This is a genomic window from Kribbella sp. NBC_00709, from assembly GCF_036226565.1.
Lineage (GTDB): Bacteria > Actinomycetota > Actinomycetes > Propionibacteriales > Kribbellaceae > Kribbella.
Map to the genome: position 1 here is coordinate 411,579 of NZ_CP108996.1, position 25,798 is coordinate 437,376.

Below are 25,798 nucleotides of genomic sequence, written 5' to 3' on the forward strand. Positions count from 1 at the left end.
GGGCGTTCAACTGCTGTTGTGCAGGATAGGTTTTGATCGCAGCTGTCGTCTCTCGCTAGGAGCTCGCCATGCGTTGGCACAAGCCACTTGCCGCAGCATTTGTCCTGACCGCTCTCACCACGACGCTGACCGCGTCCGCGATGCCGGACAAGCACGGTGGCGGCGGTGGAGCGTGCTCGCCCGACGCGACGTTCCTCGGGTTCAGCGACGCGCTGGACAAGACGACGTTCGACGGGCAGCCGGTGGCCGGTCTGTCGGCACTCAACATGACCGGGCCACACAGTGCGGTCGCGCTGGTGGACAACGTCGGGACGACGCCGGCCAGGGTGTTCGATCTGCGCGTGAACAGCAAGCCGACCTCGGTCCGTGTCGACGGGATGACGATCCTCACGCGCCCGGACGGCACGCCGTACAACGGTGGCGACTTCGACGGTGAGGGCCTCGTCGTCGAGCGCGGCAACCGGACCATCCTCGCGACGTCGGAGCGTGAGCCGTCGATCCGCCGGTTCCGGCTGTCGGACGGCAAGGAGATAGGGTCCCTGCCGGTGCCGAGCCGGTTCCAGGTCGCGCCGGCCGGTGAGGCGACCAGCAACGCGACGTTCGAGTCGCTCGCGGTCAGCCGGGACGGGCTGTCGCTGTTCGCCGGGATGGAGGGTCCGCTCGCGTCGGACGGCACCGACGCGAACAGCCGCACCCGGAACCGCATCATCCGGTACGCCGGTCTGCCCGGGCACGCGTACCGGCCGATCGCACAGTACGCCTACAAGCCGGACCCAGGTCTCGCGCTGGTCGAGCTCGCGTGGGTGAGCCCGACGGAGCTGGTGTCGATGGAGCGGACGTTCACGGCGGGCGTCGGGAACACGATCCGCGTGTTCACCGTGTCGCTGCGCCGGGCGACGGACGTGACCAAGGTGGCGTCGCTGGCGGATGCGCCGGAGCAGGTGTTCCTGCAGAAGAAGCAGCTGTTCGACCTGGTGAACTGCCCGCCGTCGGGTGCGGTCGCCAAGCAGCCGCAGCCGAACCCGCTGCTGGACAACGTCGAGGCGCTCGCTCTCGGCGGATACCTGCCGGGCGGCCGACGCCAGCTGTACCTGATGTCCGACGACAACAACGGCGCGACCCAGATCACCCGCTTCTACTCCCTGGCGGTCGACCTCCACTGACGGAAGTGCGGATCGCCAGGCCATCACAACGCCGCCGGCGCGAGCCCCGGCCGCCTGCGGCCACCCGCAATCCGGCGATTGTGATGGCCTGGGCATCCGCGGACCTGGCTCGCTGACCAACAACCGCGGCGCGGATCCGGTCCAGCGCCGGTGGCGTCAGCACCGTGTGTGGGTAACACTGTGTGAATGCGCGTGATCGTGGTGGGTGCGGGCGTGATCGGGCTGAGCTGTGCCATCCGGCTCGCCGAGGGCGGGTACGACGTGGCCGTGTTCGCCCGCGACCTGCCGTTGGAGACGACGTCGTCGGTGGCGGCCGCGATCTGGTACCCGTACCTGTCGGCGCCGGCGGACCGGGTGGCGGCCTGGTCGCGGACGTCGTACGAGGAGTTCGCGAAGCTGGCGGAGATCGAGCCGTCGGTGCAGCTGCGGCACGGGCGCGAGTTCCTGGTCGAGCAGACCCGGGATCCGTCGTGGGCCGACGTACTGCCGGATCTGCAGCGGATCGGGTCGCCGCCGGAAGGGTTCGTCGACGGGTGGGCGTTCACGACGCCGGTGATCGACATGCCGGCGTACCTGCCGGCGCTGGTGAAGCGGCTCGAGCAGGCCGGTGGGACGTTGACGCGGGCGGCGCTGTCCGCGCTGCCGACCGGCGCCGATCTGGTCGTGAACTGCACCGGCCTCGGTGCGCGCCTGACCGCCGGCGACCCGACGGTGATGCCGGTGCGCGGTCAGGTGATGACGGTCGAGCCGTGCGGGCTGACCGACTGGCTGCTCGCGGACCGCTCGCCGGCCGAGCTGACGTACGTGATCCCGCGCGAGAACGACGTGGTCGTCGGCGGCACCAGCCAGCCGGGCGACTGGAACCTGACCGTCGAACCGGACATCACCGACCAGATCCTCGCCCGCGCCGCCGAGCTCGTTCCGCAACTCCGCAAGGCGAAGATCATCCGCCAGCGGGTCGGGCTCCGTCCCGCCCGGCCGACGATCCGGTGCGAACTGGTGCGAACGCGGACCGGCGAGCCGGTCATCCACTGCTACGGCCACGGCGGCTCCGGCGTCACCCTGTCCTGGGGCTGCGCAGACGAGGTCTTCGAACTTGTCCAGGGCCTCTGATCGTTTGGTCATCCTCGACGGTGGTCTGTCGAACGCGCTCGAGGACCGCGGGCACGACCTGTCCGACGCGCTGTGGTCCGCGCGTCTACTGAGGGACGATCCGGCCGGGATTGCAGCCGTTCATCGCGCGTACTACGAGGCCGGCGCGATGGTCGCCACGACGGCGAGCTACCAGGCGAGCGTGGTCGGTTTCGAGCGGGCCGGCGTCGGGCGAGCCGAGGCGGAGCGGCTGATCGCGAGCAGCGTGCGGATCGCGCGGGACGTGCGCGACGAATTCCCGGGCCGGCTGGTCGCCGCGTCGATCGGTCCGTACGGCGCGATGCTCGCCGACGGCTCGGAGTACCGCGGGAACTACGGCGTAAGCTCCGCCGCCCTCCGCGACTTCCACGGCCCCCGCCTCGAGCTCCTGATGAACGCCGGGCCCGATCTGCTCGCCATCGAAACAATCCCCGACACCCAGGAAGCCGAGGTCCTGGTCGGGCTGCTGGCCGAGCTCGACTTCCCGGCCTGGTTCTCCTACTCGATCGCGGGCAACCACACCCGCGCCGGCCAACCCCTGACGGACGCCTTCGCAATCCCTGCCATCGACCAGGTCGTTGCGGTAGGCATCAACTGCTGTACGCCGGGCGACGTGCAGTCTGCTGTCCGAGCCGCGGTGGCCGTCACCGGCAAACCAGCGATCGCGTACCCCAACCGGGGCGAGTCATGGGATCCGGTCGAGCGGCGCTGGGTCGGGGACGGCACTGGTCCGGCGAGCTTCGCGCGCGACTGGGTGGCGGCCGGAGCCGCGTACCTCGGAGGCTGCTGCCGGGTCGGCCCGGACGAGATCGGGGCGCTCGCGGCAAGCCTCGCCTAGCTGCGCGCCCTGTCCTTCCTGCTTGAGTCTATCGGTGTTGGCGTGCCCGAGGCCGACGTTTTCCACAGGCACCTACACGCCCAGGACTTGGCAGAGGAGGTCCAGGGCTCCGGGGTAGGCGTGGTCGGGTGGGGTGCCGTAGCCGACGATGACTGCTTGGCGGGTGGCTGGGGTCGGGTTGAAGTGGTAGTTGGTGAGGGTGGCCAGGCCGAGGCCCTGGCGGGCGGCTCGGGTGACCATGTCTTCGGCGTCGCCGGGGACGTCGAGGAGGACGTGCAGGCCGGCGGAGATGCCGGCGACCTCGACGCTCGGGGCGCGGACGGCGAGGAGTTCGACCAGGCGGTCGCGGCGGCGGCGGTAGTGCAGGCGGGACCGCCGGACATGCCGGTCATAGTGGCCGGAGGCAATGAATTCCGCGAGGATCAGCTGCTCCAGCGTCGCGGTCTGGAAATCCGCGGTGCGCTTCGCGGCGATCACCGGCTCGATCAGGCGCTGCGGCAGCACCATCCACGCCAGCCGGAGCCCGGGCGCGAGACTCTTGCTCGCCGTGCCTGTGTACACGACCCGCTCCGGATCGAGCGCCTGCAGCGCCCCGACCGCCTGCCGGTCGTACCGGAACTCGCCGTCGTAGTCGTCCTCGATCAGCACCGCGCCCGACTCCCGCGCCCACTCCACGGCAGCGGTACGACGCTCCGGCGCGAGCGGCACGCCCGTCGGCATCTGGTGCGCCGGCGTCAGGAGCACCCCCTGCCCGGCCAGGAGGGAGGTCTGCGCGCCCAGCTCGTCGACCGGTACGGCGACCGCCTCGAGCCCACGGGCGCGGATCACGTCCCGGTGCAGCCCGTACCCGAACTCCTCGACCGCGATCGTCGTACCGCCGATCGTCCTGATCGCCTCGCTGAGCAGACTCAACGCCTGCACGTACCCCGAACAGATCAGGATCCGCTCCGGATCCGCGCGCACCCCGCGAGCCCGGGCGAGATAGTCCGCGAGCACCCGCCGCAGCTCGATCCGGCCGCGCGGATCGCCCAGCCCGAACGCCTCGTTCGGCGCCGAGGTCAGCGCCTTCCGGGCCGCCGCCAGCCACTCCGTCCGCGGGAACGTCGCCACATCCGGCGATCCCGGCGTCAGGTCGTACCGGTACGACCGCTCCGCCGGCAGCGCCACCGCCGAGGTCGACGGTACGGCGGCCCGGTTGGCGACGACCGTCCCGGATCCCTGCCGCGCGGTCAGCCAGCCCTCCGCCACCAGCTGGCCGTACGCGTCGGCGACCGTGTTCCGGGCGATCCCGAGGTCCTTCGCCAGCGACCGCGACGACGGCAACCGCGTCCCAGCCGGCAGCCGTCCCGTTCGGATCGACTCGTGCAACGCCTGGACGAGCTCGTTCCGGCCCCGCGCCGCGGCGAGATCGAGATGAAGATCCGCCCCGACCACCTCGGAATCCTCCATGAAACCGGACCTTATCGCGGCCCCGAACTCCAGATCCCGACCAGTTCGTCGCTGACCTCCCAGAGCCGCCGCGCGGCGGCCTCGTCGTAGCTGCGGGACGAGGACGCCTTGGGCTTGCCGTTGGCGTAGTACTTTCCGGACACCTGCGCGAGACCTGGCGCCGAGGCCAGCTGGATCGAGGTGGCTGCACCCCGGGCCGGAGACTTCAGGAAAGGCCGCAGCAGCGGGACGAGCACGCGCTGCACTCCGCTCGGGTCCTCGGCTCCGAACGAGGTGCGCACGACGCCGGGATGCAGCGCGTTGGCGGTCACGGCGGTTCCCCGCAACCGCCGCGCGAGCTCGTAGCTGAACAGGAGGTTGGCGAGCTTGGAGTCGCTGTACGCCCGTTGACCGGAATAGGACCGCTCCCCCTGCAGATCGTCGAAGTCGATCCGCCCGGCGGTGTGCGCGTTCGAGGACACCGTGACGACACGCCCTGCCCCGCTCTCTCCGAGCCGCTCGAGCAGCAGTCCGGTGAGCAGGAACGGCGCCAGATGGTTGACGGCGAAGGTGCGTTCGAGCCCATCGGCGGTGACGTGCCGGGTGTTCCAGAAGCCACCGACGTTGTTGACCAGCACGTCGATGCTGGACAGGTCAGCGAGGACCGCAGCGGCCAACCGCCGGACCTCCGCCTGCGAGGACAGGTCCGCGACAAACACCACCACCTGCCCACCGGTCGCCGTGCGGATCTCCGATGCGGCAGCCTCGGCACGCCCGCGGTCGCGGCCCGTGATCGCAACACGCGCACCCAAGGCGGCGAGCCCCGCGGCAGTAGCCTTCCCGATCCCACCCGTGCCACCCGTCACCAGCACTGTCTGCACGACCATCAGCTACTTGACCTCGGCCCGCAGCACCATCCGGAGCCCGATGACCAGTGGGACGACGAGCCAGACGACCCCGGTGACGGCGATGTTGGCCCACTGCTCGCCGGTCAGGGACTTGTCGAAGACGAACAGGCCGCTCTGCGCGAACTGGATGTCGACCCAGGGCTGCAGGTTGTGGAACCAGTGCGAGCCTGCGGCCAGCAGGCTGAAGATCGTCGGCAGCAGGAAGGTGAGGACGAAGTACGCCACCACCGCCCCGATCGAGGCCCGGATCAGGACGCCCAGCATGAAACCGATCAGCAGGCTCAGGACCATGCCGAGGACGTAGTACAGGCATTGGGTGATGGTCACGTCCCACACCAGCGGGCTGCTGGTGACCGCGGCGCCGAGAAGGTTGCCGATGGCCCCGACCGCGAACGTGAGCGCCATCGCCGCGATCGCGATCACGACCGACGAGATCGCCTTGGCGGCGATGATCCGGCCGCGGTGCGGGATCAGCGTGAACGTGGTCAGGCCGGTGCGCTGACTCCATTCGCTGGTGACGGCCAGGATCGCGACCAGCGGCAGGATGATCACCACCGGGAAGCGGATCGCGGTCGCGAACGTCGAGTAGGTGAGTTGGCCGTCCGCGGCGAACAGGATGACGCCGACCGCGGCCAGTACGGCGGTGATCGCGATGCTGGCGATCAGCCAGAAACCGGAGCGGGTGTCGAACATCTTGCGCAGCTCGACCGCGATGATCCGGGTCAGCGGGACCGGACGGACGACCGCTCGATGGGATCGGACGGCTTCTGCTGCGACGGCGGTCATGCCGGTGCTCCTTCGCGCTGAGTGGCTGAGGTGAGCTCGAGGAACATTTCCTCCAGGCCGGCGCCTTCGGCGGCCCGCAGCTCGGTCAGGGCGATCCCCGACTCGAGAGCAACCGTCCCGACGAGTGCGGCGTCGGCGTCGGTCCGCAGTGCGCCGTCGCCGGTCGGACTCGCGGTCAGTCCCCAATCCGTCAGAGCCTTCTCCAGGCGGGCCAGGTCGACGGCGCGGACGATGGTGCCGGCCGCGTGCAGCAGTTCGGTCTTGGTGCCCTGGGAGACGATCCGGCCGTGGCCGATCATCACGATGTCGTCGGCGATGACCTCGATCTCGTGCAGCAGATGCGAGGACAGCAGGACGGTCCCGCCACGGTCGGCGTACCCGCGGAGCAGGTCGCGCATCCAGCGGATGCCGGCCGGGTCCAGCCCGTTCGCGGGCTCGTCGAGGATCAGCACGTCCGGGTCGCCGATCAGGGCGGTCGCGATGCCGAGCCGTTGCCGCATTCCGAGGGAGTACTCCCCCACCCGCCTGGCGGCTTCGTCCGGGGTCAGGCTGACGGCGGTCAGCATCTCCTCGACCCGCGTGCGCGGCAGACCCATCAGGCGCTGGGCCAGGGTCAGGATCTCGCGACCGGTACGGCCGGCGTGCTGCGCGGACGCGTCGAGCAGAACCCCCACTTCGCGTCCCGGGTTGGGCAGCTCCGCGAACTTCCGCCCGAAGATCGTGGCGGTTCCGGATGTGGCCCGGGTGAGCCCGACCATGATCCGCATCGTGGTCGACTTACCGGCGCCGTTCGGGCCGAGAAATCCGGTCACCCGGCCCGCAGCAGCGGTGAAACTGACGTCGTCGACCGCGAGGGTGGCGCCGTACTTCTTCGAGAGTCCTTCGACCGTGATCATGCGGACAGCCCGGTGATGGCGACCTTGCCGCGGACCTTGCCGGTACTGAGCTGGCGGATGGCGTCCGGGACCTCGTCGAGTGGGTACGTCCGGTCGAGGCTCGGGGTGATCTTGCCGGACTCGATCAGGGTGGTGAGTCGTTCGAGGTCGTTGCCGCGTTCCTTGTTGATGAAGAAGGTCAGGCGCTGACGCACGAACAGCGACAGCGCCAGCGCGCGGAACTGCCGGTTCATACCTCCGCTCGGACCGCCGCCGTCCTCGCCGCCGGTGATGACGGCCGTGCCGGTGGGGGTGAGTGCGCGCCGCAGGCGGGACAACGCGGGGTTGCCGGCGATGTCGATGATCAGGTCGTAGCGATTGCCGGTCGCGGCGAAGTCGTCGCGGGTGTAGTCGACGACGTGGTCGGCGCCCAGCGCCCGGACGAGGTCGAGCTTGCCGGTGCTGGCCACGCCGGTGACCTCCGCCCCGAAAGCCTTGGCCAGCTGTACGGCGTAGCTGCCGACGCCACCCGATGCGCCGATGATCAGCACGTGCTGGCCGGCCTCGACCCGACCGGTGGTCAACGCATCCAATGCGGTGAGCGCCGAGACCGGGACCACGGCGGCCTGCTCGAAGGAGAGGTTGGCCGGCATGCGGGCGAGCTTGTCCTCGCGGGCGACGGCGTACTCGGCGAACGAGCCCGGCGCGACGCCGTACACCTCGTCACCGACGGCGTACCTCGTCACGGCAGCACCGACGGCCTCGACCGTGCCGGCGACATCTCGTCCGGGCACGGGGTTCCGCGGGCCGCGGAGTCCGAAGGCGAGCCTCAGCAGGTACGGCGTACCCGTCATCACATGCAAGGTGCCGCGGTCGAGGCCGGCGGCGTGCACGCGGATCAGTACCTCGTTCGCCGTCGGTTCGGGACGGGCGATCTGCCGCGTCTGCAGTACGTCGGCATCCCCGTAGCGGTCCTGCACGATCGCTCGCATCGTGGTCGTGGTGGTGCTGGCCATGGTGTTCCCCCTGGGTGTGCTCGATGTCGGAGCCCCCAGCGCCGATGGCCTTTCGTACTAAGTACGGCGAACGTATCGTACTTTGTACGAAACTGCTATGGTCCGGGCATGGAAAGTTCCGTGAGCGCCGGCGAGACACCGCGGGGACGACAGCGGCTCAGCCGGGAGCGGGTGCTGACCGCCGCCGTCGGAGTGGCCGACGCGGGCGGGATCGGGGCCCTCACGATCCGCTCGCTGGCCGAGCAGCTCGGGGCGAAACCGATGTCGGTCTACTACCACGTCGCCGGCAAGGAGGCGATCCTGGACGGCATCGTCGACGTGGTCTTCAGCGAGATCGACCTGCCGACTCCCGGCCGCGACTGGCGCTCGGAGCTGCGCCGGCGCGCCGCGTCGGCCCGGCAGGTGTTGCGGCGGCATCGCTGGGCGATCGGGCTGATGGAGTCCCGGACCGTCCCGGGCCCGGCGACGCTGCGCCACCACGACGCGGTCATCGCGACCCTCCGGGCGGCCGGCTTCTCGCTGGAGATGACGGCCCACGCCTACGCCCTGATCGACAGCTACACCTACGGCTTCGCACTCCAGGAAGCCGGCCTCCCCTTCGAAGGCCCCGACACCGTGGCGCCGGTCGCGGAGTCGATCATGGAGCAGTTCACCGCCGGCGACTACCCGCACCTCGTCGAGATGGCCACCGGCTACTACTTCAAAACCACCTACGACTTCGCCGACGAATTCGACTTCGGCCTCAACCTCATTCTCGACGCCCTCAGCAATTCCTTGCCATCAGCAATGAGTAGCGACACCGGTGGCGGGGACCCGAACAGCTGACTTCAGCGTCCGGATCCGGTCGATCATGTCCTTCGTGCTCGCGTCCTGCTCCAATTCGGCGTACACCGACTGCTCGGCCTGCTCGAAGGCCTTGAGGTCAGCCGTGGTCGCGGTGGCGATCTTGCCGCCGCGGTTGCAGTAGGCGGCCGCGTTGGCGGCTTCCGTGGTTCGGTGCACGAGGACCCACTCACGAGTCGCCGCGGCTGCCTTCTGCAGGATCTCGCGGTTCGCCGCCGACAGCCCGCTGAACACGTCGGAGTTGGCGACCAGCGTATTGACCTTGGTGCTGAAGGTGACGTTCGCGGCGGCGGTGCCAGGGACCGGCAGACCGTCGGAGATGACGAATCCGGATTCGGCTCCGGCCAGGGTGCCGGCTCTGATGCCGGCCCCGAACGCATCACCGGCCGGGTCGTCCGGCTTACCGCCGAGCGCACGGATGGTCGCATCGCCGAGATCTGATTTCGCCGTGCGGATTCCTTGCCCCTGGAAGGCCGCCGGAGTGACCAGCGCGCGCTCGAAGCCGAACGGGTGGCGCAGACTCTCGGGCATCAGCGCGAGGCCCGTGGCTCCGGCCTTGTCCAGTCCGGCCAGCAATTGGTCCGAGATGTCTTTGCTGGTGACGATCTTGTCGGCGAGCGCATCCGACGTCACCAGGAACGGCGCGTTCAGCGAGCGCAGCGTGGTGACGCCTTCGGTGTCCCAGGCGCGGCTGGGGATCACGGCCAGGTCGAGCTTCTTGTCCTTGAGCATCCGTGCGACCGCCTGGTCCCACTGCTGGACGCCTTCACCCCCGGCCTCCCAGACCGGATAGACGAGAAGCTTCCCGGCCGACAGCGTCCTGACCTGTTCGACGAACTGCTCGACCGCCTGGCCGCCCGGCCGTGAATCGTCGTCGGAGGTGCCGATTTTCAACGTTATGGGTCCGGTGTTTTCGACGGCATCGGGCTCCGACGAACTGCCGCTGCAAGCCGCTCCGGTCGCAATCAGCGCGAATCCCAGCGCCAATGCGGAATAACGTGACGATGTCCTTCTCATGGTGTGCCCCCAATCTCACCGTCCCACCGGCACCCCGGGTGCCGCCACCTCTCAAACCCCGAAACCTTCCAACGCCCGGGCCGTCGCTGCCGAAAGCCGGTCAGGCTCTGGTGATCGCCGGAAATCAAGCGCACCGTCGGAGGAGTACGGCGCACCTCGAATGTGCAGGTAATTGCACGGTGGCGCTGAGTGAGGATATGAGAATATGGACGCCCGAATCCGATGGATCAGCTCGATGCTGACCATTGCGGCGCTGATGGTAATTCCACTGGGCTGCGCCGGGAGCGACGAATCCTCGGCGCCGCCGTCCGCATCGGGGCCGAGTCCGGTGCATTTCACCAGCAAGGCATTTTCGGTGCCATTGACCGTCGCTCTGCCCGCTTCGCTCAAATCCCAGGCGACCGAGGACACGAAGAACCTGATCAGCTGGGGCGCGGTCAGCGGCCAGGACGGCGTCAGGTTCCTTCTCCCGGTCGTCGTCTATCAGCCGGACAGCACCACCCCGCAGCCCGTGCCGACGGACTACCCCAGCTACCTTGCCGGACTGGCAGGAGCCGGGGCCACGTTCGTGGACAAGGCAACGACGACCGTCGACGGCAAGGAGGCGACGCTGATGACCGGCACCAGCACACGATCACTCGACGGCACGCTGGGCTGTCCGGCCGCCACCAACCCGGCGGCGGTCTGCTTCGGCCTGCAGCCCGAGGCCGCGCTCCGGATCGCCGTCGTCAACCTCAACGGCAAGACGATGGTCGCCTGGGCAAGGACGCAGCAGGACAACGCCGACGCACCCCAGTTCTTCGCCGAATTCGAGGCAATGCTTCGCAGCCTGCAGCTGTCCTGATCCGGCGAGGCAGGTCCGCTGGACGATTGCCCTGGCAGACCTGCCTCCAGTTGGGGCGCACGGGCTCAGGCGGACTTCACCTCGCGGTGGAGCAGCCGGACGAGGCCGAGTGCGAGTGGCACGACTACCCAGATCGTTCCGGCGACTGCGATGTGGGCCCAATCACCGGCCCGGAAGGTCTGCTGGTCGAAGGCCGGTGCCATGGCGGTGTTGAGATCGAGCCAGGGGGCGATCTTCTCGAGTGAGCCCACCATCGCGAAGAGCACGCTCCACGCGATCGGGATCACGTAGTACAGCACGATCGCGGCGGCGGTGTTCATCAGCAGCATGCCGAAGGCGAAGCCCTGCAGGATGCCGATCAGCTGCAGGACGAAGAAGTCGCGAACGTTGGCTACGCCAACGTTCCAGGTGCCGGCGCCGTCCATGAACGCCATCCCGGCCAGGTTGCTGAGGGCTGCGACACCGAGCGCGACGACCACCGCGAGCAGACCCACCAGGAGCGCCGCGACCAGCTTGGCGACGGCGATGCGGATCCGGCTCGGCTCGAGGGTGAAGGTCACCAGGCCGGTGCGCTGGCTCCATTCGGCGGTGACCGCCAGGATGCCGAGCACCGGGAGCAGGATGCTCTGCGGGGTCGCGGTCGCACCGACGAAGTTCACGAACGTCAACTGCTCCGGATCGGCGACGAACAGGAACACGACGATGACGGCGACGGTGATCAGACCGATGGCGGTGAGCAGCCAGAAGCCCGCCCGGGTGTCGACAAGCTTGCGCAGTTCGACCCGCAGCAAGCGGCTGAAGGGTACGGCGGTCACGCTCGGATCCGGTGAGACGCCGGTGTGCTGGGTCGCGGTACTCATGCGGTGACCTTCTCTCGTGCGTCGTTCGCGGTGAGCTGCAGGAACATGTCTTCGAGTCCGGAACCGTCGGCGCCTCGCAACTCGGTGACGACCACGCCATGCCGCGCGGTGGCCGTCGCGATCTGCTCGCGGGTCGCTTCCACGACGTACGCGCCGTCGGGCTCGAGCTGGTAGATGTAGCCGGCGGCATCGAGGCAGTGCGCCAACGCGTTCTGGTCGAGGCCGCGGACCAGAGTCCCCGCCGCGTTCAGCAGCTCGGCTTTGCTCCCGTCGGCGACGATGACGCCGCGGCCGATGACGACCAGATGGTCGGCGATGACCTCGATCTCGTGCAGGAGATGTGAGGACAGCAGGACAGTTCCGCCGCGGTCGGCGAAGCCCTTGAGCAGCCCGCGCATCCAGTGGATACCGGCCGGGTCCAGTCCGTTGGCGGGCTCGTCGAGGATCAGCACCTGCGGATCCCCGAGCAGGGCGTGCGCGATACCGAGCCGTTGCCGCATGCCGAGCGAGTAGTTGCCGACCCGGCGGTCGCCCTCGTCGCCGGACAGGCCGACGAGCTCGAGCAGCTCGTCCACCCGTTGGCGGCGAAGGCCCATGAGGGTGGCGCCGAGGCGAAGGATCTCGCGCCCGGTCCGCCCGGTGTGCTGCGCGGAGGCGTCGAGGAGGACCCCGACATGACGGCCGGGGTTGGGGAGTTCGGCGTACGGGACACCGAGGACGGTGCTGCGACCCGCGGACGGCGGCGTCAGGCCGGTCATCATGCGCATCGTGGTGGACTTGCCGGCCCCGTTGGGGCCCAGGAAGCCGGTAACGGATCCAGGTTGCGCCTGGAAGGACACGCGGTCGACGGATTGGTGCGCTCCGTAGCGCTTGCTGAGTTCTTCGACTGTGATCATGAGGTCGAGCCTGGGCCCGAGGACCGGCTTGCCACATCAGACCCGGTGCTAGACCTGCTTATCCCGCGGTAGGGGGTCGACGCAGACCACGGTCCCTGCCCCTCATCACCCACCTCCCGTACGGTGAGCAAGGTGGACGCCATCCAAGCCGCGCCACCACCTCCGCTGAGCCACTGGCAGTCGACGTGGCGCTACCTCTTCGCCATCGTCTCCGGCGCCGGCTTCTGGATCGCGAGCTACTACAACACGTACGCCGGCGGGATCGGCGCGCTCTGGGCCATCGATCTCCTGCTCGGAGTGATCAGCGTGGTTCTGATGCGCCGGCGACGGCGCAGTCCGCTCGCGGTTGCCCTGATCGTCAATGTCTTCGGGTCTTTCTCGACGGCCGCGTCGGGCGCGGTGGTCGTCACGACCATGTCCCTGGCCACGCGACGGCGGTGGCGCGAGATCGTGCCGGTCGCGGTGGTCGGCTTCGTCGCCTCGGTCGTCTTCTTCGAGACCCACCCCGGAGCCGAGGATTCATGGCTCTTCGCGTTCCTGTTCACGGTCGTCTTCGTGTGCGGCGTGATCGCACCCGGCATGTACGTCGGAGCCCGCCGCGAACTGCTGGCCACCCTGCGGGAACGAGCAGACCGTGCCGAACGCGAGCAGGGCCTGCGGGTGATGCAGGCACAGGCGACCGAGCGAGCACGGATCGCCCGTGAGATGCACGACGCCTTGGCACATCGACTGTCGCTGGTGGCATTGCATGCGGGTGCGTTGGAGTACTGCCGGAGTCTGAGCGACGCCGAGGTCGCCAAAGCAGCCGCGATCACCCGGCAGAGCGCCCACGCCGCCCTGAACGATCTGCACGAGATCCTGGGTGTCCTACGGACTCTCGAAACCGATGCGCCACCACAGCGTCCGCAACCGACGCTGGCCGACGTTCCGGCGCTGGTCCAGGAGGCCAACGGATCCGGCGCGAGAGTCCGGTTGCACAACCAGGTCGTCGACCTGGGCGGGGCCCCCGACGCGATCGGGCGCGGTGCGTACCGGATGATTCAGGAGAGCTTGACGAATGCTCGCAAACACGCGCCGGATACCGCTGTCGACGTCACCCTCAGCGGTCGGCCGGGTGGGCAGCTGCGGCTCGAGGTACGCAACCCGCTGCGGCTCGGCTCCGCGGTCGGTGTGACCCCTGGTTCGGGTCTTGGCCTGCTCGGACTGACCGAGCGCGCCGAGCTCATCGGCGGCCGCCTCGAGCACGTGCGGTCGGACGGCGAGTTCGTCGTTCGCGCCTGGCTGCCGTGGCCGGCATGAACGACCCGGCCGGTCGTCCCGTCCGGGTCGTGATCATCGACGACGACGCGTTGGTGCGCACCGCGCTCGCGATGATCCTGCGTGACGACGCCGCGATCGAGCTGGCCGGTGAGGCAGACGACGGCGAGTCCGGGCTCGACCTGGTCGCGCGGGTCGCGCCCGACGTCGTACTGATGGACATCCGGATGCCACGACTGGACGGCCTCGAGGCCCTCGCCCGGCTGATGGCCCGACCCACACCGCCCAAAGTGATCGTGCTGACGACGTTCGACGCCGACGACTATGTACTGCGAGCGCTGCGCGGCGGAGCCAGCGGGTTCCTCCTCAAACACACCCCGCCCGCGGAGATCGTCGAGGCAGTGCACAAGGTCGCTGCGGGCGACCACACGCTGTCCCCGAGCGTGACGGCCCAGCTGATCGCCCAACTGGGTGACGACGAGCCGGACACCGAGCAGGTCATCCGTGCCCGGTCGTTGGCCCGGACACTCACCGCCCGCGAACGCGAGGTGGCCATCGCGGTCGGCGAAGGCAAGGTCAACCCGCAGATCGCCGAAGAGCTGTACCTGAGCGTGGCCACCGTCAAGGCGCACGTCTCGCGCATCATGGTGAAGCTGGAAGCCAGCAACCGCGTGCAGATCGCGAACCGCATCCGCGACGCGGACCTGTGCTGACCAGCGCTTTCCGGGGTGTGGGGGCGTACGGTGGCGGTAGCTCCGGAAACGACGACATCCCACTTTGTGGTGCAGCCGAACCGGCCCTCCCGTTAGGGAAACGTCATGTCCGTACCTCAGAGCACGCCTGAAAACCCTGCGCCCGTCCCGCCGCCGTCGCCCGTCGACGAGCTGATGAAGCCGCTGACGAAGCGCGCGCCGCGGACTCCGCTGCGGACCGCCTGGACTCAGCTGCGCAACCTCGTACGCCGCGAGAAGGCCTGACAGCTCGGTCGCCGCTGACCGCATTGGCCCAGGGATCTTCCGGGGAAGTGGACCACGGACCTGGGCCGATCCGGTCATAGCGTGGGGGTATGAGTTCAACGACGCGGCGGGTCAAGCTCGCCACCCTGGTGCCGGACTTCTACAAGGCGATGATCGAGCTCGACCGGGTGTCCGACACCGGGCTCGACCCGAAGCTGGCGCACCTGGTCCGGATCCGGGCCTCGCAGATCAACGGCTGCGCGTACTGCACCGACATGCACTCGCTCGACCTCCGGGAGTTCGGCGAGGAGCAGCAGCAGCGGATCGCTCTGCTCCCGGTCTGGCGGGAGGCGGAGAAGTTCTACACCGACCAGGAGAAGGCGGCCCTGCAGCTGACCGAGGCGATCACGCTGATCAGCGTCGACCACGTCCCGGACGACGTGTACGAGGTCGCGGCCGGCGCCTTCGACGAGAAGGACCTCGCGCAGCTGATCGCGCTGATCATCACGATCAACATGTGGACCCGGGTCGGGGTCACCGGACGCATGGAGCCCGGCCACTACAAGCCGTGAGGTGGCAACGATGACTGCCGAACTGTTCAGAGCAATGCACCACGGCGGCACTCCCCTGGTCCTTCCGAACGCGTGGGACCCGGTGAGCGCCCGCCTGGTCGCCGGGGCCGGCTTCCCCGCTGTCGCCACCAGCAGCGGGGCGGTCGCCCGAGTCCTCGGGTACGACGACGGTCAGCTGACCCCGCCGTCGACGATGTTCGCCGCGGTCGCACGGATCGTCCGTGCGGTCGACGTACCGGTCACGGCCGACATGGAAGCCGGGTACGGGCTGCCGGCGAAGGAATTCGCGGAGAGGTTGCTCGAGACCGGCGCGGTCGGATGCAACCTGGAGGACTCGGTCGGCGGTGACCTGGTCGACGTGGCGAAGCAGGCCGACTACCTGGCCGAAGTACGTGCCGCCGCGGGAGCCGAACTGGTGATCAACGCCCGGGTGGACACGTTCATCCGGCCGATCGACGATCCGGTCGCCGAGGCGGTACGCCGGGGCCGCGAGTACCGTCGCGCCGGAGTCGACTGCGTCTACCCGATCATGGCGCCGGTCGACCAGCTCACTCAGGTGGCCGAAGCTGTCGGCGGACCGATCAACGCGCACGCCGCGCCGGCCGGTCCGACAGCTGCGGAGCTTGCAGCGGCAGGCGCGACGCGGATCTCGTACGGGACCAGCGTGCACGCCTACCTGATGACCACACTGCAGGAGCTGCTGCCGACCTTGGGTTAGCCGTCGAGACTGCGCGGCAGACCGAAGTACGGCGCGACCGTGGTCTCGAAGTGGATGAGTTCGTGGATCCGGTCGCCGGCGATGCCGATCACCAGCACCCCGATCAGGTGCAGGCCGCCGGTGACCGGATCACGCATGTACTCACCCCAGGCCGGCTGGCCGTTCGCGCCGACCGGCACCAGGGCCGCGATCTGGCGCCGGTGCGCGGCGAGTGCGCTGAAGAATCGGTGCACGGTCTCGGTGCCGTGGTACTCGAACGGAAGCGGCGGCATCCGCACCCACACGTCGCTGGTCATCAGCGCGACCAGCGCATCGACATCCTGCGCCGTGAACGCCTCGACGAACCGGTTTGTCAGCGCACGCTCTTCCGGGCCTCCAACTCCCGGCGGCCGATCGTCCGCAGCCGCATCCATCGTCGCCCGGGCGCGAGCCAGTGCACTGTTGACCGCGGCCTCGGTGAGACCGAGCAACTCCGCGGTCTCACTGGCCCGATAACCCAGTACGTCGCGCAGCAACATCACCGCACGCTGATTCGGCGGCAGCAGTTGTACTGCGGTCACGAAGGCCAGCGAGATCGCCTCTCGGGACTCGTACCGCGCCTCGGGACCTGGCAGCTGATCTGGAAGGCCCTCCAGGAGGACGTCGGGATAGGGCTGCAGCCACAGCACCTCCCCCAACCGGGTCGGTTCCGGCGCCGGAACCGGTAGCGGCACGGCCTGCTGTGGTCGACGCGACGACGACCGCAGTACGTTCAGGCACCGGTTCGTCGCGATCCGGTAGAGCCAGGTGCGGACCGACGAGCGGCCCTCGAACCCGCTCAGCCCGATCCATGCCGAGAGCAACGTTTCCTGCAGCGCGTCCTCCGCGTCCTGCAACGATCCGAGCATCCGGTAGCAGTGCACCTGCAACTCTCCGCGATGCGGCTCGACCAGGGACGCGAACGCCTCCCGGTCACCTTCGCGCGCACGCTGGAGCAGCTCGTCCGGCATCAGTCACCTCCGTCGCCATTCTTACCTCGTACTGGTTCTGACACCGGCGAGCTCCGGAACTGATCGCTCAGCCGAGCGGCCTCAGTGCGTAGACCAGCGCCCAGTCCTGGTCGTTGGCGAGCGGGTCGGCGAGGTGGGCGGGCTGGCCGTTCACGCAGCTCGGGTAGACGAACGCGCAGGTCGCCGATCCGTCCGTGCCGAAGCTGACCAGGTTCGCGCGGAGGATCGCGTCCTGGGCGGTGTCGAGCCAGGTGGCCTGCTCGGGCGTGACGAGTTCGCGCGGCCAGGCGGCGTACACGACCGCACTGAGGGCGGACCAGTAGTGCGGGAAGACGTCGCCCCACAGCCGCAGCCGGCCGAACCAGTAGCCGTCCCAGTGCCGGATCGGCACATGCCGCAGCCGTACGTCGGGTTGGTCAGCGGCGAACGCGGTCAGCCAGGGCAGGCGGCGGCTCAGCTCGGCGCCGTCGATCTGGTCCGGCGCGATTCGGTATGCCGAGACGAGGAGCTCGAGAAGTGGGGCGACCATCGACTGCTCGTAGTTGACCTCGTGCGGCGGCAGCTCGTCGCCGTACCCGATGAAGGTCTGCGCGTGCCGGACGAGATGGTCGGTGAGGCCGAGCTCGGTCAGGAGCGGGCCGAGGTCGAAGGCGAGGAAGTGGTCGCCGCCGAGCTCGTAGTACCGGTTGAGGATGCGGGCGGCGCCGGCCCGATCGCCCTGGCCGAGGAGGAAGCGCGCGAACCAGGGGAAGTTGTAGAGGCGTACGGCGCTCTGGTGGACGCTGTCGTCCTGGATGGTGCCGTCGTCGTCGAGCAGGTACTCGCGGACGAACTGCTCGTAGCCGTCGAGCGCCTCGTCCAACTCGGCGCGGTCGCCCCAACCGCGGTCGCGAACCTCCTGCAGGAGCAGAGCCATCCCGACCCGCTCGCGCGCGTCCGACCAGTCCCGCCACGCGCTGGACAACGCAGTCAGGCCGCTGTCGTTGTCGTACGGCACGAAGGCGTACTTGCGGCTGCCTTCCAGCTCGGGTCGGCGTTGGTGGTCGAGGATGAAGCGGACCCGCCGCTCGGCGATCAGCTGCAGCGGTTCGTGGAAGAGGACGGCGATCCGGGACCTGCCGTCGGGCGTCTCGACGTACTGGATGCCGGGCTCGGTGCTGGTGATCTCGCTGCCGTCGTGGAGCCGGATCGTGTCGGTGACCTCGGCCGCCAGGCGGTCGGCGCCGATGAGTGGTTGCCGATCCGCGTGGAAGGCGGGCAGGTCGTCGTACCACGCGAGCTGCCAGGTCCAGCGGTAGGAGGCGCCGGGCTCGATCGTGATGACCGGCTGACCGCCCATCGCGTACGGCGCGCGGGCCTGGTCGGTGACGTGGAGATAAATGTGCCCGCGGACGTTGCTGCTCGTGCCGGGCTCACGGGACTCGACGGAGTACGCCCGGAGCTCGCCCTCCTTCAACTGCAGGCCGAGGCCCGGTCCGCTGCCGTCCATCGGCACCGCCCAGACCCAGGCGTCCGCACCGCCGGTCCACACGTGCGCGTGCACTGCGCCGGTGAGGCTCTCGCGACTGGACGTGTAGACGTCGCGGTACGGCGTACTGATCGCGAGGGAGCTGATCTCGATGGACTCGGCGCTGGTGTTGCGGAGCTCGTACGTCTCGGTCCAGTGCTCGCCGAAGCGGCGGCCGACCCGGAGCTCGAGCTCACCGAACTGGTACATCAGGTCGATGCCGGTACTGCGCCACCGGGTGAACGCGGGGTTGTCGAACCGGAACGCCCCGCGGTCCGTGATCACGAAGCCCTTGCCCCAGGCATGCAAGCTGTCGTGCACCGCGCCCTCGTCGAGCAGGACCCGGCGGCCGTCCGGGTGCAGCACCTGCGCGACCGCCCCGTCGTCGCCGACCTTGACCTCGCCTGGACCGAATCCGAAACTTTCCACGATTCGCCAACCTATCGATGTCGAGAACCTGCTCGCGGCTCCGTCCCCCTGATGAGAACCCAGACGAAAGGTTGACTCCAGTGGACAAGCAGCAGATCGCCGAGATCCTCGCCAAGCCGTACTCCCAGCAGCTGCTCAACGGCTCGGAGCCGGCACGCTTCGCCTACGACGGCCTCGACGGCGACCCGCGGGTGATCCCGATCGGTTTCTGGACCGAGGGCGAGCAGATCCTGATGGCCACCGTGCCGAAGTCCGCCAAGGTCGCGGCACTGCGCAAGCACCCGAAGGTCGCGCTCACCATCGACACCGGCGCCTTCCCGCCCAAGGCGCTGCTGATCCGCGGCACCGCCACTGTGGAACTGGTCCCGGGCGTGACCGAGGGCTACCTGAACGCCGGCCACAAGGTGATGACCGACGAGCAGTACCCGGACTGGGCCGCCGGGGTCCAGGCCCTGTACGACGAGATGGCCGTCATCACGGTCACGCCGACCTGGGCCAAGCTCCTCGACTTCGAGACCACGATCCCGAAGTCCGTCGAGGACTTGATCAAGGCCAAGAGCGCCGGCTGACCACGGCCGGTGCCGCACCCGGTGGCCAGGGTGCGGCATGCTGGGGTGGTGGTATACCAAACCCTGGAGAGGTCGATGAACGACAGTCGGGAATCCGAGACCGAGCGGGTCACGCGGCAGCTGCGGAACGACATCCTCGACGGGGTGCGGCCGCCCGGTGAGCGGCTGGTCGAGCGCGAGCTGGCGACTGCGCTCGAGGTCAGCCGGGTGCCGGTCCGGGAGGCGCTGAAGGCGCTGGTCAGCGAGGGCCTGGTGACGCCACGCCCCCGGTCCTGGGCGGTCGTGCGCACCTTCACCGACTCCGACATCGCCGATCTGACCGAGGTCCGGACCGCGTTCGAGCCGCTGACGTTCCGGCTGGCGGCCGAGCGCCGTACCCGCGAAGGGCTCGGCCGGCTCCGCCGCACCTTGGACGAACAGCTTGTGGCAGCACGCTCCCAGGACGCCGTGGTCGCGCGGCGGAAGGCGGCCGACTTCCACGAGATCGTGACCGAGCTGGCCTCCAACGAGCTGCTGATCGAGATCGAGCGCCCGCTGCGCAGCCGGATGCGCTGGCTGCTCACCCAGCACGACGACCTGCTCGCCGTCGCGGGCCAGCACATCGAGCTGTACACGGCGATCGCGAACCGCGACGTCGACGAGGCCGAGCGGCTGGCGAGCGAGCACCTGGCCCAGTCCCAGACACTGTTCCGGGTCAGCCGCGGGATGGACTGACGGCCCTTCTCCCGGGGTCTGCGGGCTCGGCAATTTGGTATACCATTCTTGTTCATGACCTCCTTCCTGCTTGCTGACGTGCGCCCGTGGGGCGGTGATCCGGTCGACCTCGTGATCGCCGACGGTGTGATCGCGGACATCACGCCGGCCGGAGCCTCCGTGGGCGACCAGCAGCGGGTCGACGGGCGCGGCCTGCTGGCGCTCCCGGGTTTCGTGAACGCGCACGCTCACGTCGACAAGAGCTGGTGGGGCCGGCCCTGGGTCTCGTACGGCGGGGAGCCGACCACGCAAGGCCGGATCGCCCACGAGCGCGCGGAGCGCGACAAGTACGGGATCCCCAGCGTCGCCGGCACGACCGCAGTACTGCGTGAGTTCCTGCGGCACGGCACGACGGCCACCCGCACGCACGTCGACGTCGACCTCGGCGTCGGGCTACAAGGGATCGCCAACGTGCACGAGGCCGTCGACGCGCTCGGCGGCGCAGTCGAGGTGGAGATCGTCGCGTTCCCGCAGGACGGCGTACTCCGGCGTCCCGGCGTGCTCGAACTGCTGGACAAGGCCGCGGCCGAGGGCGCCACCAGCATCGGCGGCCTGGACCCGGCGTCGATCGACCGCGACCCGGTCGGCCAGCTGGACGCGTTGTTCGAGATCGCGGTGCGGCGCGAGGTCGGGATCGACATCCACCTGCACGACCGCGGCGACCTCGGCGCGTTCCAGTACGAGCTGATCATCGAGCGCACCCGGCAGGCCGGCCTCGGCGGCAAGGTGAACGTGTCCCACGGGTTCGCGCTCGGCGAGCTGCCCGCGGAGCGGCGGGCCGAAATGGTAGACCAACTCGGCGAGGCCGGGATCTCCTGGACGACGGTCGCGCCGGTCCACTCGGCGCCGCTCCCGTGGCGCGAGATGCGGACGGCGGGCGTCGCGATCGGCCTCGGCACCGACGGCATCCGGGATCTGTGGTCGCCGTACGGCGATGGTGACCTGTTGCAGGTCGCGCGCGGATTCGCCCGGCTGCACGGGCTGCGCGCCGACGAGGACCTCACGTATGCGATCGAGCTCGCGACGACTCATGGTGCGCCGTTCGTCCACCGCGAGAACTACGGCCTCACCCCGGGTGCGCGCGCGGACGTCGTACTGCTCGACGCCGAGAACGTGCCAGACGTGCTCGTCCGCGCGCCGCGTCGCGAGCTGGTGATCGCGGGCGGGCAGATCGTCGTACGCGACGGCGAACTCCGGGTGTGAGTACCAACTCTGTTGTCGAGCGGACGCTTGGCTCACTCCGGGAGAACCGGGCGTTCCGGCTGTTCTGGTTCTCGAACCTGTTCTTCTTCGGTGGCGTGTGGACGCAGACGCTGGTGCTCGGCTGGCTCGCGTACGAGACCACGCACTCCGACTTCCTCGTCGCCGTGTTCGGCGCCGTGCGGCTGGCGCCGTTGCTGCTCGGGCCGTTCGCGGGTGCGTTCGCGGATCGGCACAACCGGGTCCGGCTGCTGATCATCGCCGCGTCGTGGGCGCTCGTCGCGGTCAGTGCGGTGGCCACGCTGGCGTCGCTCGGCCGGGCGACGTACTGGGTGCTGGTGCTCGGCGGGTTCGCTATCGGGCTGGCGCAGTCTCCGTCGCAGCCGGCGCGGGCGTCGCTCGTGCTCGACCTGGTCGGGCGGCAGAACCTCAGCAACGCCAACGCGCTCAACTCGATGGCGCTGAACATGACGCAGGTGATCGGACCGGCGATCGGCGGGTTGATGATCACCGGGCTCGGTGCGCCGGCCGCGCTGTGGGTCTCGACGTTTTGGTATGCCATTTCGCTCGTTGCCTTGCTGCCGCTGCGCCAGTACGGCCGAGTGATCGGCGGGCACACCGCATCGGCCGTCCGGATGGTCACGAGCGGCCTCCGCGAGATCGCCCGGAACCGGCTCGCCGCCACCGTCCTCCTCATCACGCTGGCCGCGAACACGCTGCTGTGGCCGGTCGCGCAGTCCTTCATGCCGGTCTTCGCGCAGGAGTCGCTCGGCCTCGACGCCGCCGGCCTCGGCTGGCTCCTGACCTGTGCCGGCGTCGGCGGTCTGGCCGGATCGCTCGTGATCGCCTGGCTCGGCGACTTCCGATTCAAGGGCGGGATGTTCGTCGTCGGCACGGCCGTGTGGGGATTGCTGTGGTCCCTGTTCGGCCTCTCGCACAGCGTCGTCGCGTCGTTCGTCCTGATGACCGCGATCGGCGTGATGAGCGCGGCCTTCGGCGTACTCCAGACCACGCTGCTCCTGATGACCACCCCCGAATCCCTGCACGGCCGCGCACTGGGAGTCCAAGAGCTTGCCATCGGCATCATGCCCGCGGCATCCCTGGTCCTCGGGGCCTTCGCCGAGCACTACGGCGTCGACACCACCACGTTCGTCAGCGCCGTCCTGCTCGTCCTCATGGTCGCCGCCCTCGCCATCTGGACACCGCGACTCCTCCGCTACAGCGGCGACCACAGCACCGATACAACTACCCTTCCTCTGGAGGAGGGCTGATGACGGTCAAGGTTCGGCGGGTCTACGACCCGATGGAGGACGACGGCGGACAGCGGGTGCTCGTGGACCGGCTGTGGCCGCGGGGGCTCAGCTGGTCGAAGGCGCGGATCGACGAGTGGTGCAAGGACGTTGCCCCGTCCACCGAACTACGGGAGTGGTACGGGCACGACCCGACGCGGTACGACGAGTTCGCCGCCCGGTACCGCAGCGAACTCGACGACCCGGTCCGTGCTGCCGCCCTCAGTCACCTACGTGAGCTCACCGCGAACGGCACGCTGACGCTGCTCACCGCGACGAAGGACTTCGCGATCAGCCAGGCCGCCGTGCTCGCCGAGCTCCTCAACGACTAGCCACGCAGTACGACGCTGGACTCCGCTGTGAGGGCCAGGAACGTCAGGGACTCCTGCAGGTAGAGCTGGACGGTGTCGGCGTCGTGGGACAGGTAGCCGATCGAGAGGTCCTGGCCGAGGTGCAGCTCGTAGTCACCACCGCGCGTCGACACCAGCAGAGCACCCTCGAGGGCAGGCGCCCAGATGATCTCGCCGTCCCCGACGAGCCGGGCCAGGTGATCGCGGATCGGGTAGCCGTGGTCCGTCGTCTCCGCGACAGCGGTGTAGAGGTCAGCGGACAGCAGCAGGCTGTAGGGACCGTCAACACCGGCCAGCCGGAGCACTCCGAGCGCCTGAGCGACCGAGTCCGGCAGGTCCTTCGCGTCGGACGGCAACGCGAGTACCGCGTTCGAGCTGCTCGGCGCGAGCCCTTCGACCCCGGCGGCGCCGGACCCGTGGAAGACCAGGTGGTCCTCCGCGAACGCGATCTGCTTCGCGGCGTCCTTGACCGGCTGCCAGTCGGAGTCCTTCGCGCCGCGCTCCACGTCGTCGACGGCCTGCCGGGTGACGGTGAACGGGACGCGCAGCTCGATGATCGGCTGGGACAGCCGCCGGTGCGCGATCACGCCGTCGCCCGGCGCCTCGACCGTCTCCAGGTGGCCGGTGCCGACCGAGGACAGCTCCGGTCCGGACGGGCCGACCAGGTCGACCACCCGGCGCCCGGCGATGTCGCGGGTGAAGGTACGCCGGGCCTCCTGCTCGATCTCGCCCCAGGCAGCGTCCGAGACCGGGGCCAGCTCGCGGTGCAGGTTGTTCGTCATGTGCGACTCCTTCTGAGGCTGCCGATCCCCAGCGAACCGTCCGCGGTGGTGCCGGCGGTCGGCTTCGCGGCGGGTGCCGGCGACGGGTCTTCGAGGAACTCCGCGGTCGGCACGAAGAACAGACTGCCGGTGACCGCGGTCGAGAAGTCAAGGATCCGGTCGTAGTTTCCGGGCGGCTCACCGACGAACATCCGGTGCAGCATCCGCTCGATCACGTCCGGCGTGGCGGCATACCCGATGAAGTACGTGCCGAACTCGGCCGCCCCGGGTGAGCCGAAGGCCATGTTCTCGCGGACGATCTGCCGCTCGGTGCCGTCCGCGTCCACGATCGTGTTCACCGCGACGTGCGAGTTGACCGGCTGGTCCGCGTCGGACAGCTCGATGTCGCTGATCTTCTCCCGGCCGATCACGCGCTCCTGCTCGGCGACCGGCAGCGACTGCCAGGCGTCGAGGTCGTGCAGGTACTTCTGTACGACGACATAGCTGCCGCCCGCGTACGCCGGGTCCTCGGTGCCGATCGTGATCGCGGCGACCGCCTTGGGGCCGGCCGGATTCTCGGTCCCGTCGACGAAGCCGAGCAGATCGCGTTCGTCGAAGTACTTGAAGCCCTGTACTTCGTCGAGCACCTTCACGTGGCCCGCGAGCCGCGCCATCACCTGGCGGGCGAGCTCGAAGCACAGGTCGAGCCGACGGGAGCGGAGGTGGAACAGCAGATCTCCGTGCGTCGCCGGCGCGGCGTGTCTCGCGCCGGACAACGCCCGGAAGGGATGCAGCTCGCGCGGAGCCGGCCCGCGGTACAGCCGGCTCCACGCGGACGCGCCGATGCCGACGACGCAGCTCAGCTGGTCGTCCGGAGCGCGGAATCCGACGGCACGGGTCAGCCCGGCGATGTCCGCCAGCAGATCCCGCGCCACGTCCTCGGATCCAGGACGTACGGCGAGCACCAGGAAGACCGCCGCCTTCGCGGGCTCCCGCAGTACCTCCTGAATCAGGACCACCACTTCCCGCTGCTGGACAGTGCGTCCGCGGTCTGGTGGGTGCTGTCGAGGGCGTCGAGGTCGGCCATGGCGGCGTCGTCGAGCTCGAAGTCGAACACGGTGAAGTTCTCGTCGATCCGGTTCTGGTGAACGGACTTGGGGATGACCGACAGACCCTTCTGGATCGCCCAGCGGATCAGGACCTGCGCCGGGGTGTGGCCGGTGGCTTCCGCGATCCGGGCGACGGCCGGGTCGTCGAGGTGGCGGCCGGTGCCGAGCGGGCTGTAGGCCTGCGAGACGACGCCCGCCTCTTCACCGGCGGCGACCAGCGCGGCACGGTACTCGAACGGGCTGAACTGGATCTGGTTGACGGCCGGCTGGATCTGGGCGACCTTGGCGAGCTGCTGGATCTCGTCCGCGCTGAAGTTCGAGATGCCGATGCCCTTGGTCAGGCCGGCCTCGACCGCCGCCTCCATCCCCGGCCAGGCCCAGGTCGGACCGCCCTGCGGCCAGTGGATCAGGTACAGGTCGAGGTACTCCGTGCCGAGCCGCTCGAGGCTCTTCTCCGCCTCGACCCGCGCGTCCTTGCCGCCCGGGTAGAACTTCGTCGTCAGGAAGATCTCTTCCCGCGGGACGCCGCTCTCGCGGATCGCCTTCCCGACGCTGGCCTCGTTGCGGTAGGCCTGCGCCGTGTCGATCAGCCGGTAGCCGGCTTCGAGTGCCCAGGTGACGGCCTGCTCACACTGGGCGCCGTCATCGACCTGCCACACCCCCAGACCCAGGACCGGGATCTCAGTTCCATTGGAAAGCTCGCGAGTGTTCGCAGTCATGTACTCCTTCTACCA

The 25,798-nt window shown here is 69.2% G+C and carries 28 protein-coding genes; 15 read left to right on the forward strand and 13 right to left on the reverse strand.

The annotated features are described in order from the left end of the window. Positions 1-68 precede the first annotated feature (68 nt). From OHA18_RS02010 to mmuM, 3 genes are all read left to right on the forward strand, one after another. Positions 69-1,163 carry an esterase-like activity of phytase family protein gene (locus OHA18_RS02010; protein ID WP_329001757.1) on the forward strand — a complete coding sequence of 365 codons (1,095 nt, stop codon included), beginning with the start codon at positions 69-71 and terminating at the stop codon, positions 1,161-1,163. A gap of 186 nt (positions 1,164-1,349) precedes the next feature. Continuing rightward, positions 1,350-2,276 (forward strand): FAD-dependent oxidoreductase, encoded by a 927-nt coding sequence (locus OHA18_RS02015; protein WP_329001758.1) that lies wholly within the window; start codon positions 1,350-1,352, stop codon positions 2,274-2,276. Continuing rightward, positions 2,260-3,132 carry a homocysteine S-methyltransferase gene (mmuM, locus tag OHA18_RS02020; RefSeq protein WP_329001759.1) on the forward strand — a complete coding sequence of 291 codons (873 nt, stop codon included), beginning with the start codon at positions 2,260-2,262 and terminating at the stop codon, positions 3,130-3,132. Before OHA18_RS02015 ends, mmuM begins: the two co-directional genes overlap by 17 nt. Positions 3,133-3,204: 72 nt before the next feature. On the opposite strand, the gene pdxR is transcribed toward mmuM, so the two are convergent. From pdxR to OHA18_RS02045, 5 genes are read right to left on the reverse strand one after another with little or no spacing between them, the layout of a single operon-like run. Continuing rightward, positions 3,205-4,581 (reverse strand): MocR-like pyridoxine biosynthesis transcription factor PdxR, encoded by a 1,377-nt coding sequence (pdxR, locus tag OHA18_RS02025; RefSeq protein ID WP_329001760.1) that lies wholly within the window; start codon positions 4,579-4,581, stop codon positions 3,205-3,207. Positions 4,582-4,592: 11 nt separating this feature from the next. Next, complete coding sequence (locus OHA18_RS02030; protein ID WP_329001762.1) at positions 4,593-5,447, reverse strand: SDR family oxidoreductase; 855 nt, start codon at positions 5,445-5,447, stop codon at positions 4,593-4,595. A gap of 3 nt (positions 5,448-5,450) precedes the next feature. After that, positions 5,451-6,254 carry an ABC transporter permease gene (locus tag OHA18_RS02035; RefSeq protein WP_329001763.1) on the reverse strand — a complete coding sequence of 268 codons (804 nt, stop codon included), beginning with the start codon at positions 6,252-6,254 and terminating at the stop codon, positions 5,451-5,453. Further along, the gene (locus OHA18_RS02040; protein ID WP_329001765.1) at positions 6,251-7,150 is read right to left on the reverse strand and encodes an ABC transporter ATP-binding protein; all 900 of its coding nucleotides are present in this window, start codon (positions 7,148-7,150) and stop codon (positions 6,251-6,253) included. Before OHA18_RS02040 ends, OHA18_RS02035 begins: the two co-directional genes overlap by 4 nt. Next, the gene (locus OHA18_RS02045) at positions 7,147-8,145 is read right to left on the reverse strand and encodes an NAD(P)-dependent alcohol dehydrogenase (RefSeq protein WP_329001766.1); all 999 of its coding nucleotides are present in this window, start codon (positions 8,143-8,145) and stop codon (positions 7,147-7,149) included. Before OHA18_RS02045 ends, OHA18_RS02040 begins: the two co-directional genes overlap by 4 nt. Before the next feature lie 108 nt (positions 8,146-8,253). On the opposite strand from OHA18_RS02045, the gene OHA18_RS02050 reads away from it, so the two are divergent. Beyond that, positions 8,254-8,970 carry a TetR/AcrR family transcriptional regulator gene (locus tag OHA18_RS02050; RefSeq protein WP_329001767.1) on the forward strand — a complete coding sequence of 239 codons (717 nt, stop codon included), beginning with the start codon at positions 8,254-8,256 and terminating at the stop codon, positions 8,968-8,970. Here OHA18_RS02050 and OHA18_RS02055 read toward each other — a convergent pair. After that, positions 8,926-9,882, reverse strand: a complete 957-nt coding sequence (locus OHA18_RS02055) for a TRAP transporter substrate-binding protein (RefSeq protein ID WP_329001769.1) — start codon at positions 9,880-9,882, stop codon at positions 8,926-8,928. The two genes, OHA18_RS02050 and OHA18_RS02055, sit on opposite strands and share 45 nt — an antisense overlap. A gap of 328 nt (positions 9,883-10,210) precedes the next feature. Here OHA18_RS02055 and OHA18_RS02060 point away from each other — a divergent pair, with 328 nt between their 5' ends. Next, entirely contained in the window at positions 10,211-10,849 is a 639-nt protein-coding gene (locus OHA18_RS02060; protein ID WP_329001771.1) for a hypothetical protein, read from the forward strand. Between the two features lie 65 nt (positions 10,850-10,914). On the opposite strand, the gene OHA18_RS02065 is transcribed toward OHA18_RS02060, so the two are convergent. Beyond that, positions 10,915-11,709, reverse strand: a complete 795-nt coding sequence (locus tag OHA18_RS02065; protein WP_329001773.1) for an ABC transporter permease — start codon at positions 11,707-11,709, stop codon at positions 10,915-10,917. Continuing rightward, positions 11,706-12,605: an ABC transporter ATP-binding protein gene (locus tag OHA18_RS02070; protein WP_329001774.1), complete on the reverse strand. Its 900-nt coding sequence runs from the start codon at positions 12,603-12,605 to the stop codon at positions 11,706-11,708. The genes OHA18_RS02065 and OHA18_RS02070 overlap by 4 nt, the downstream gene beginning before the upstream one ends. 132 nt (positions 12,606-12,737) lie before the next feature. Between OHA18_RS02070 and OHA18_RS02075 the strand changes: the two genes are divergently transcribed. From OHA18_RS02075 to OHA18_RS02095, 5 genes are all read left to right on the forward strand, one after another. Continuing rightward, positions 12,738-13,904: a sensor histidine kinase gene (locus tag OHA18_RS02075; RefSeq protein ID WP_329001776.1), complete on the forward strand. Its 1,167-nt coding sequence runs from the start codon at positions 12,738-12,740 to the stop codon at positions 13,902-13,904. Then, on the forward strand, positions 13,901-14,575 hold the full coding sequence (locus tag OHA18_RS02080; RefSeq protein WP_329001777.1) for a response regulator transcription factor: 675 nt from the start codon (positions 13,901-13,903) through the stop codon (positions 14,573-14,575). The genes OHA18_RS02075 and OHA18_RS02080 overlap by 4 nt, the downstream gene beginning before the upstream one ends. Before the next feature lie 105 nt (positions 14,576-14,680). Next, a complete protein-coding gene (locus tag OHA18_RS02085) occupies positions 14,681-14,839 on the forward strand; it encodes a hypothetical protein (protein ID WP_329001778.1) in 159 nt (52 codons plus the stop codon). Positions 14,840-14,928: 89 nt separating this feature from the next. After that, positions 14,929-15,390, forward strand: coding sequence for a carboxymuconolactone decarboxylase family protein (locus tag OHA18_RS02090; RefSeq protein WP_329001779.1), 462 nt, complete (start codon positions 14,929-14,931; stop codon positions 15,388-15,390). Between the two features lie 10 nt (positions 15,391-15,400). Further along, a complete protein-coding gene (locus OHA18_RS02095) occupies positions 15,401-16,108 on the forward strand; it encodes an isocitrate lyase/PEP mutase family protein (RefSeq protein ID WP_329001780.1) in 708 nt (235 codons plus the stop codon). Here the strand turns inward: OHA18_RS02095 and OHA18_RS02100 are convergent. Next, a complete protein-coding gene (locus OHA18_RS02100) occupies positions 16,105-17,097 on the reverse strand; it encodes a sigma-70 family RNA polymerase sigma factor (RefSeq protein ID WP_329001781.1) in 993 nt (330 codons plus the stop codon). The genes OHA18_RS02095 and OHA18_RS02100 overlap by 4 nt on opposite strands. A 67-nt stretch (positions 17,098-17,164) precedes the next feature. Continuing rightward, a complete protein-coding gene (locus OHA18_RS02105) occupies positions 17,165-19,033 on the reverse strand; it encodes a hypothetical protein (RefSeq protein WP_329001782.1) in 1,869 nt (622 codons plus the stop codon). Between the two features lie 80 nt (positions 19,034-19,113). On the opposite strand from OHA18_RS02105, the gene OHA18_RS02110 reads away from it, so the two are divergent. The 5 genes from OHA18_RS02110 to OHA18_RS02130 all read left to right on the forward strand — a co-directional run bounded on the left by OHA18_RS02110 (position 19,114) and on the right by OHA18_RS02130 (position 23,176). Further along, the gene (locus tag OHA18_RS02110) at positions 19,114-19,602 is read left to right on the forward strand and encodes a pyridoxamine 5'-phosphate oxidase family protein (protein ID WP_329001783.1); all 489 of its coding nucleotides are present in this window, start codon (positions 19,114-19,116) and stop codon (positions 19,600-19,602) included. 75 nt (positions 19,603-19,677) lie between these two features. Beyond that, positions 19,678-20,316, forward strand: a complete 639-nt coding sequence (locus OHA18_RS02115) for a GntR family transcriptional regulator (protein ID WP_329001784.1) — start codon at positions 19,678-19,680, stop codon at positions 20,314-20,316. Positions 20,317-20,370: 54 nt separating this feature from the next. Then, positions 20,371-21,558 carry an amidohydrolase gene (locus tag OHA18_RS02120; RefSeq protein ID WP_329001785.1) on the forward strand — a complete coding sequence of 396 codons (1,188 nt, stop codon included), beginning with the start codon at positions 20,371-20,373 and terminating at the stop codon, positions 21,556-21,558. Further along, positions 21,555-22,826, forward strand: a complete 1,272-nt coding sequence (locus OHA18_RS02125) for an MFS transporter (protein WP_329001786.1) — start codon at positions 21,555-21,557, stop codon at positions 22,824-22,826. The genes OHA18_RS02120 and OHA18_RS02125 overlap by 4 nt, the downstream gene beginning before the upstream one ends. Then, a complete protein-coding gene (locus OHA18_RS02130) occupies positions 22,826-23,176 on the forward strand; it encodes a DUF488 domain-containing protein (protein ID WP_329001787.1) in 351 nt (116 codons plus the stop codon). The genes OHA18_RS02125 and OHA18_RS02130 overlap by 1 nt, the downstream gene beginning before the upstream one ends. Here OHA18_RS02130 and OHA18_RS02135 read toward each other — a convergent pair. The 3 genes from OHA18_RS02135 to OHA18_RS02145 are packed head-to-tail and all read right to left on the reverse strand — an operon-like array spanning position 23,173 to position 25,783. Then, the gene (locus OHA18_RS02135) at positions 23,173-23,976 is read right to left on the reverse strand and encodes a family 1 encapsulin nanocompartment shell protein (RefSeq protein ID WP_329001789.1); all 804 of its coding nucleotides are present in this window, start codon (positions 23,974-23,976) and stop codon (positions 23,173-23,175) included. The two genes, OHA18_RS02130 and OHA18_RS02135, sit on opposite strands and share 4 nt — an antisense overlap. Next, entirely contained in the window at positions 23,973-24,977 is a 1,005-nt protein-coding gene (locus OHA18_RS02140; RefSeq protein ID WP_329001791.1) for a Dyp-type peroxidase, read from the reverse strand. Before OHA18_RS02140 ends, OHA18_RS02135 begins: the two co-directional genes overlap by 4 nt. Beyond that, positions 24,965-25,783, reverse strand: a complete 819-nt coding sequence (locus OHA18_RS02145) for an aldo/keto reductase (RefSeq protein ID WP_329001792.1) — start codon at positions 25,781-25,783, stop codon at positions 24,965-24,967. Before OHA18_RS02145 ends, OHA18_RS02140 begins: the two co-directional genes overlap by 13 nt. Positions 25,784-25,798 lie beyond the last annotated feature (15 nt).

What these genes read in the sequence shown, in the direction of transcription:
- OHA18_RS02010 (WP_329001757.1), top strand. Translation starts at nt 69, where the DNA reads ATGCGTTGGCACAAGCCACTTGCCGCAGCATTTGTCCTGACCGCTCTC.
- OHA18_RS02015 (WP_329001758.1), top strand. Translation starts at nt 1,350, where the DNA reads ATGCGCGTGATCGTGGTGGGTGCGGGCGTGATCGGGCTGAGCTGTGCC.
- pdxR (WP_329001760.1), bottom strand. Translation starts at nt 4,581, where the DNA reads ATGGAGGATTCCGAGGTGGTCGGGGCGGATCTTCATCTCGATCTCGCC.
- OHA18_RS02030 (WP_329001762.1), bottom strand. Translation starts at nt 5,447, where the DNA reads ATGGTCGTGCAGACAGTGCTGGTGACGGGTGGCACGGGTGGGATCGGG.
- OHA18_RS02035 (WP_329001763.1), bottom strand. Translation starts at nt 6,254, where the DNA reads ATGACCGCCGTCGCAGCAGAAGCCGTCCGATCCCATCGAGCGGTCGTC.
- OHA18_RS02040 (WP_329001765.1), bottom strand. Translation starts at nt 7,150, where the DNA reads ATGATCACGGTCGAAGGACTCTCGAAGAAGTACGGCGCCACCCTCGCG.
- OHA18_RS02045 (WP_329001766.1), bottom strand. Translation starts at nt 8,145, where the DNA reads ATGGCCAGCACCACCACGACCACGATGCGAGCGATCGTGCAGGACCGC.
- OHA18_RS02050 (WP_329001767.1), top strand. Translation starts at nt 8,254, where the DNA reads ATGGAAAGTTCCGTGAGCGCCGGCGAGACACCGCGGGGACGACAGCGG.
- OHA18_RS02060 (WP_329001771.1), top strand. Translation starts at nt 10,211, where the DNA reads ATGGACGCCCGAATCCGATGGATCAGCTCGATGCTGACCATTGCGGCG.
- OHA18_RS02065 (WP_329001773.1), bottom strand. Translation starts at nt 11,709, where the DNA reads ATGAGTACCGCGACCCAGCACACCGGCGTCTCACCGGATCCGAGCGTG.
- OHA18_RS02070 (WP_329001774.1), bottom strand. Translation starts at nt 12,605, where the DNA reads ATGATCACAGTCGAAGAACTCAGCAAGCGCTACGGAGCGCACCAATCC.
- OHA18_RS02080 (WP_329001777.1), top strand. Translation starts at nt 13,901, where the DNA reads ATGAACGACCCGGCCGGTCGTCCCGTCCGGGTCGTGATCATCGACGAC.
- OHA18_RS02085 (WP_329001778.1), top strand. Translation starts at nt 14,681, where the DNA reads ATGTCCGTACCTCAGAGCACGCCTGAAAACCCTGCGCCCGTCCCGCCG.
- OHA18_RS02090 (WP_329001779.1), top strand. Translation starts at nt 14,929, where the DNA reads ATGAGTTCAACGACGCGGCGGGTCAAGCTCGCCACCCTGGTGCCGGAC.
- OHA18_RS02095 (WP_329001780.1), top strand. Translation starts at nt 15,401, where the DNA reads ATGACTGCCGAACTGTTCAGAGCAATGCACCACGGCGGCACTCCCCTG.
- OHA18_RS02100 (WP_329001781.1), bottom strand. Translation starts at nt 17,097, where the DNA reads ATGCCGGACGAGCTGCTCCAGCGTGCGCGCGAAGGTGACCGGGAGGCG.
- OHA18_RS02115 (WP_329001784.1), top strand. Translation starts at nt 19,678, where the DNA reads ATGAACGACAGTCGGGAATCCGAGACCGAGCGGGTCACGCGGCAGCTG.
- OHA18_RS02120 (WP_329001785.1), top strand. Translation starts at nt 20,371, where the DNA reads ATGACCTCCTTCCTGCTTGCTGACGTGCGCCCGTGGGGCGGTGATCCG.
- OHA18_RS02130 (WP_329001787.1), top strand. Translation starts at nt 22,826, where the DNA reads ATGACGGTCAAGGTTCGGCGGGTCTACGACCCGATGGAGGACGACGGC.
- OHA18_RS02135 (WP_329001789.1), bottom strand. Translation starts at nt 23,976, where the DNA reads ATGACGAACAACCTGCACCGCGAGCTGGCCCCGGTCTCGGACGCTGCC.
- OHA18_RS02145 (WP_329001792.1), bottom strand. Translation starts at nt 25,783, where the DNA reads ATGACTGCGAACACTCGCGAGCTTTCCAATGGAACTGAGATCCCGGTC.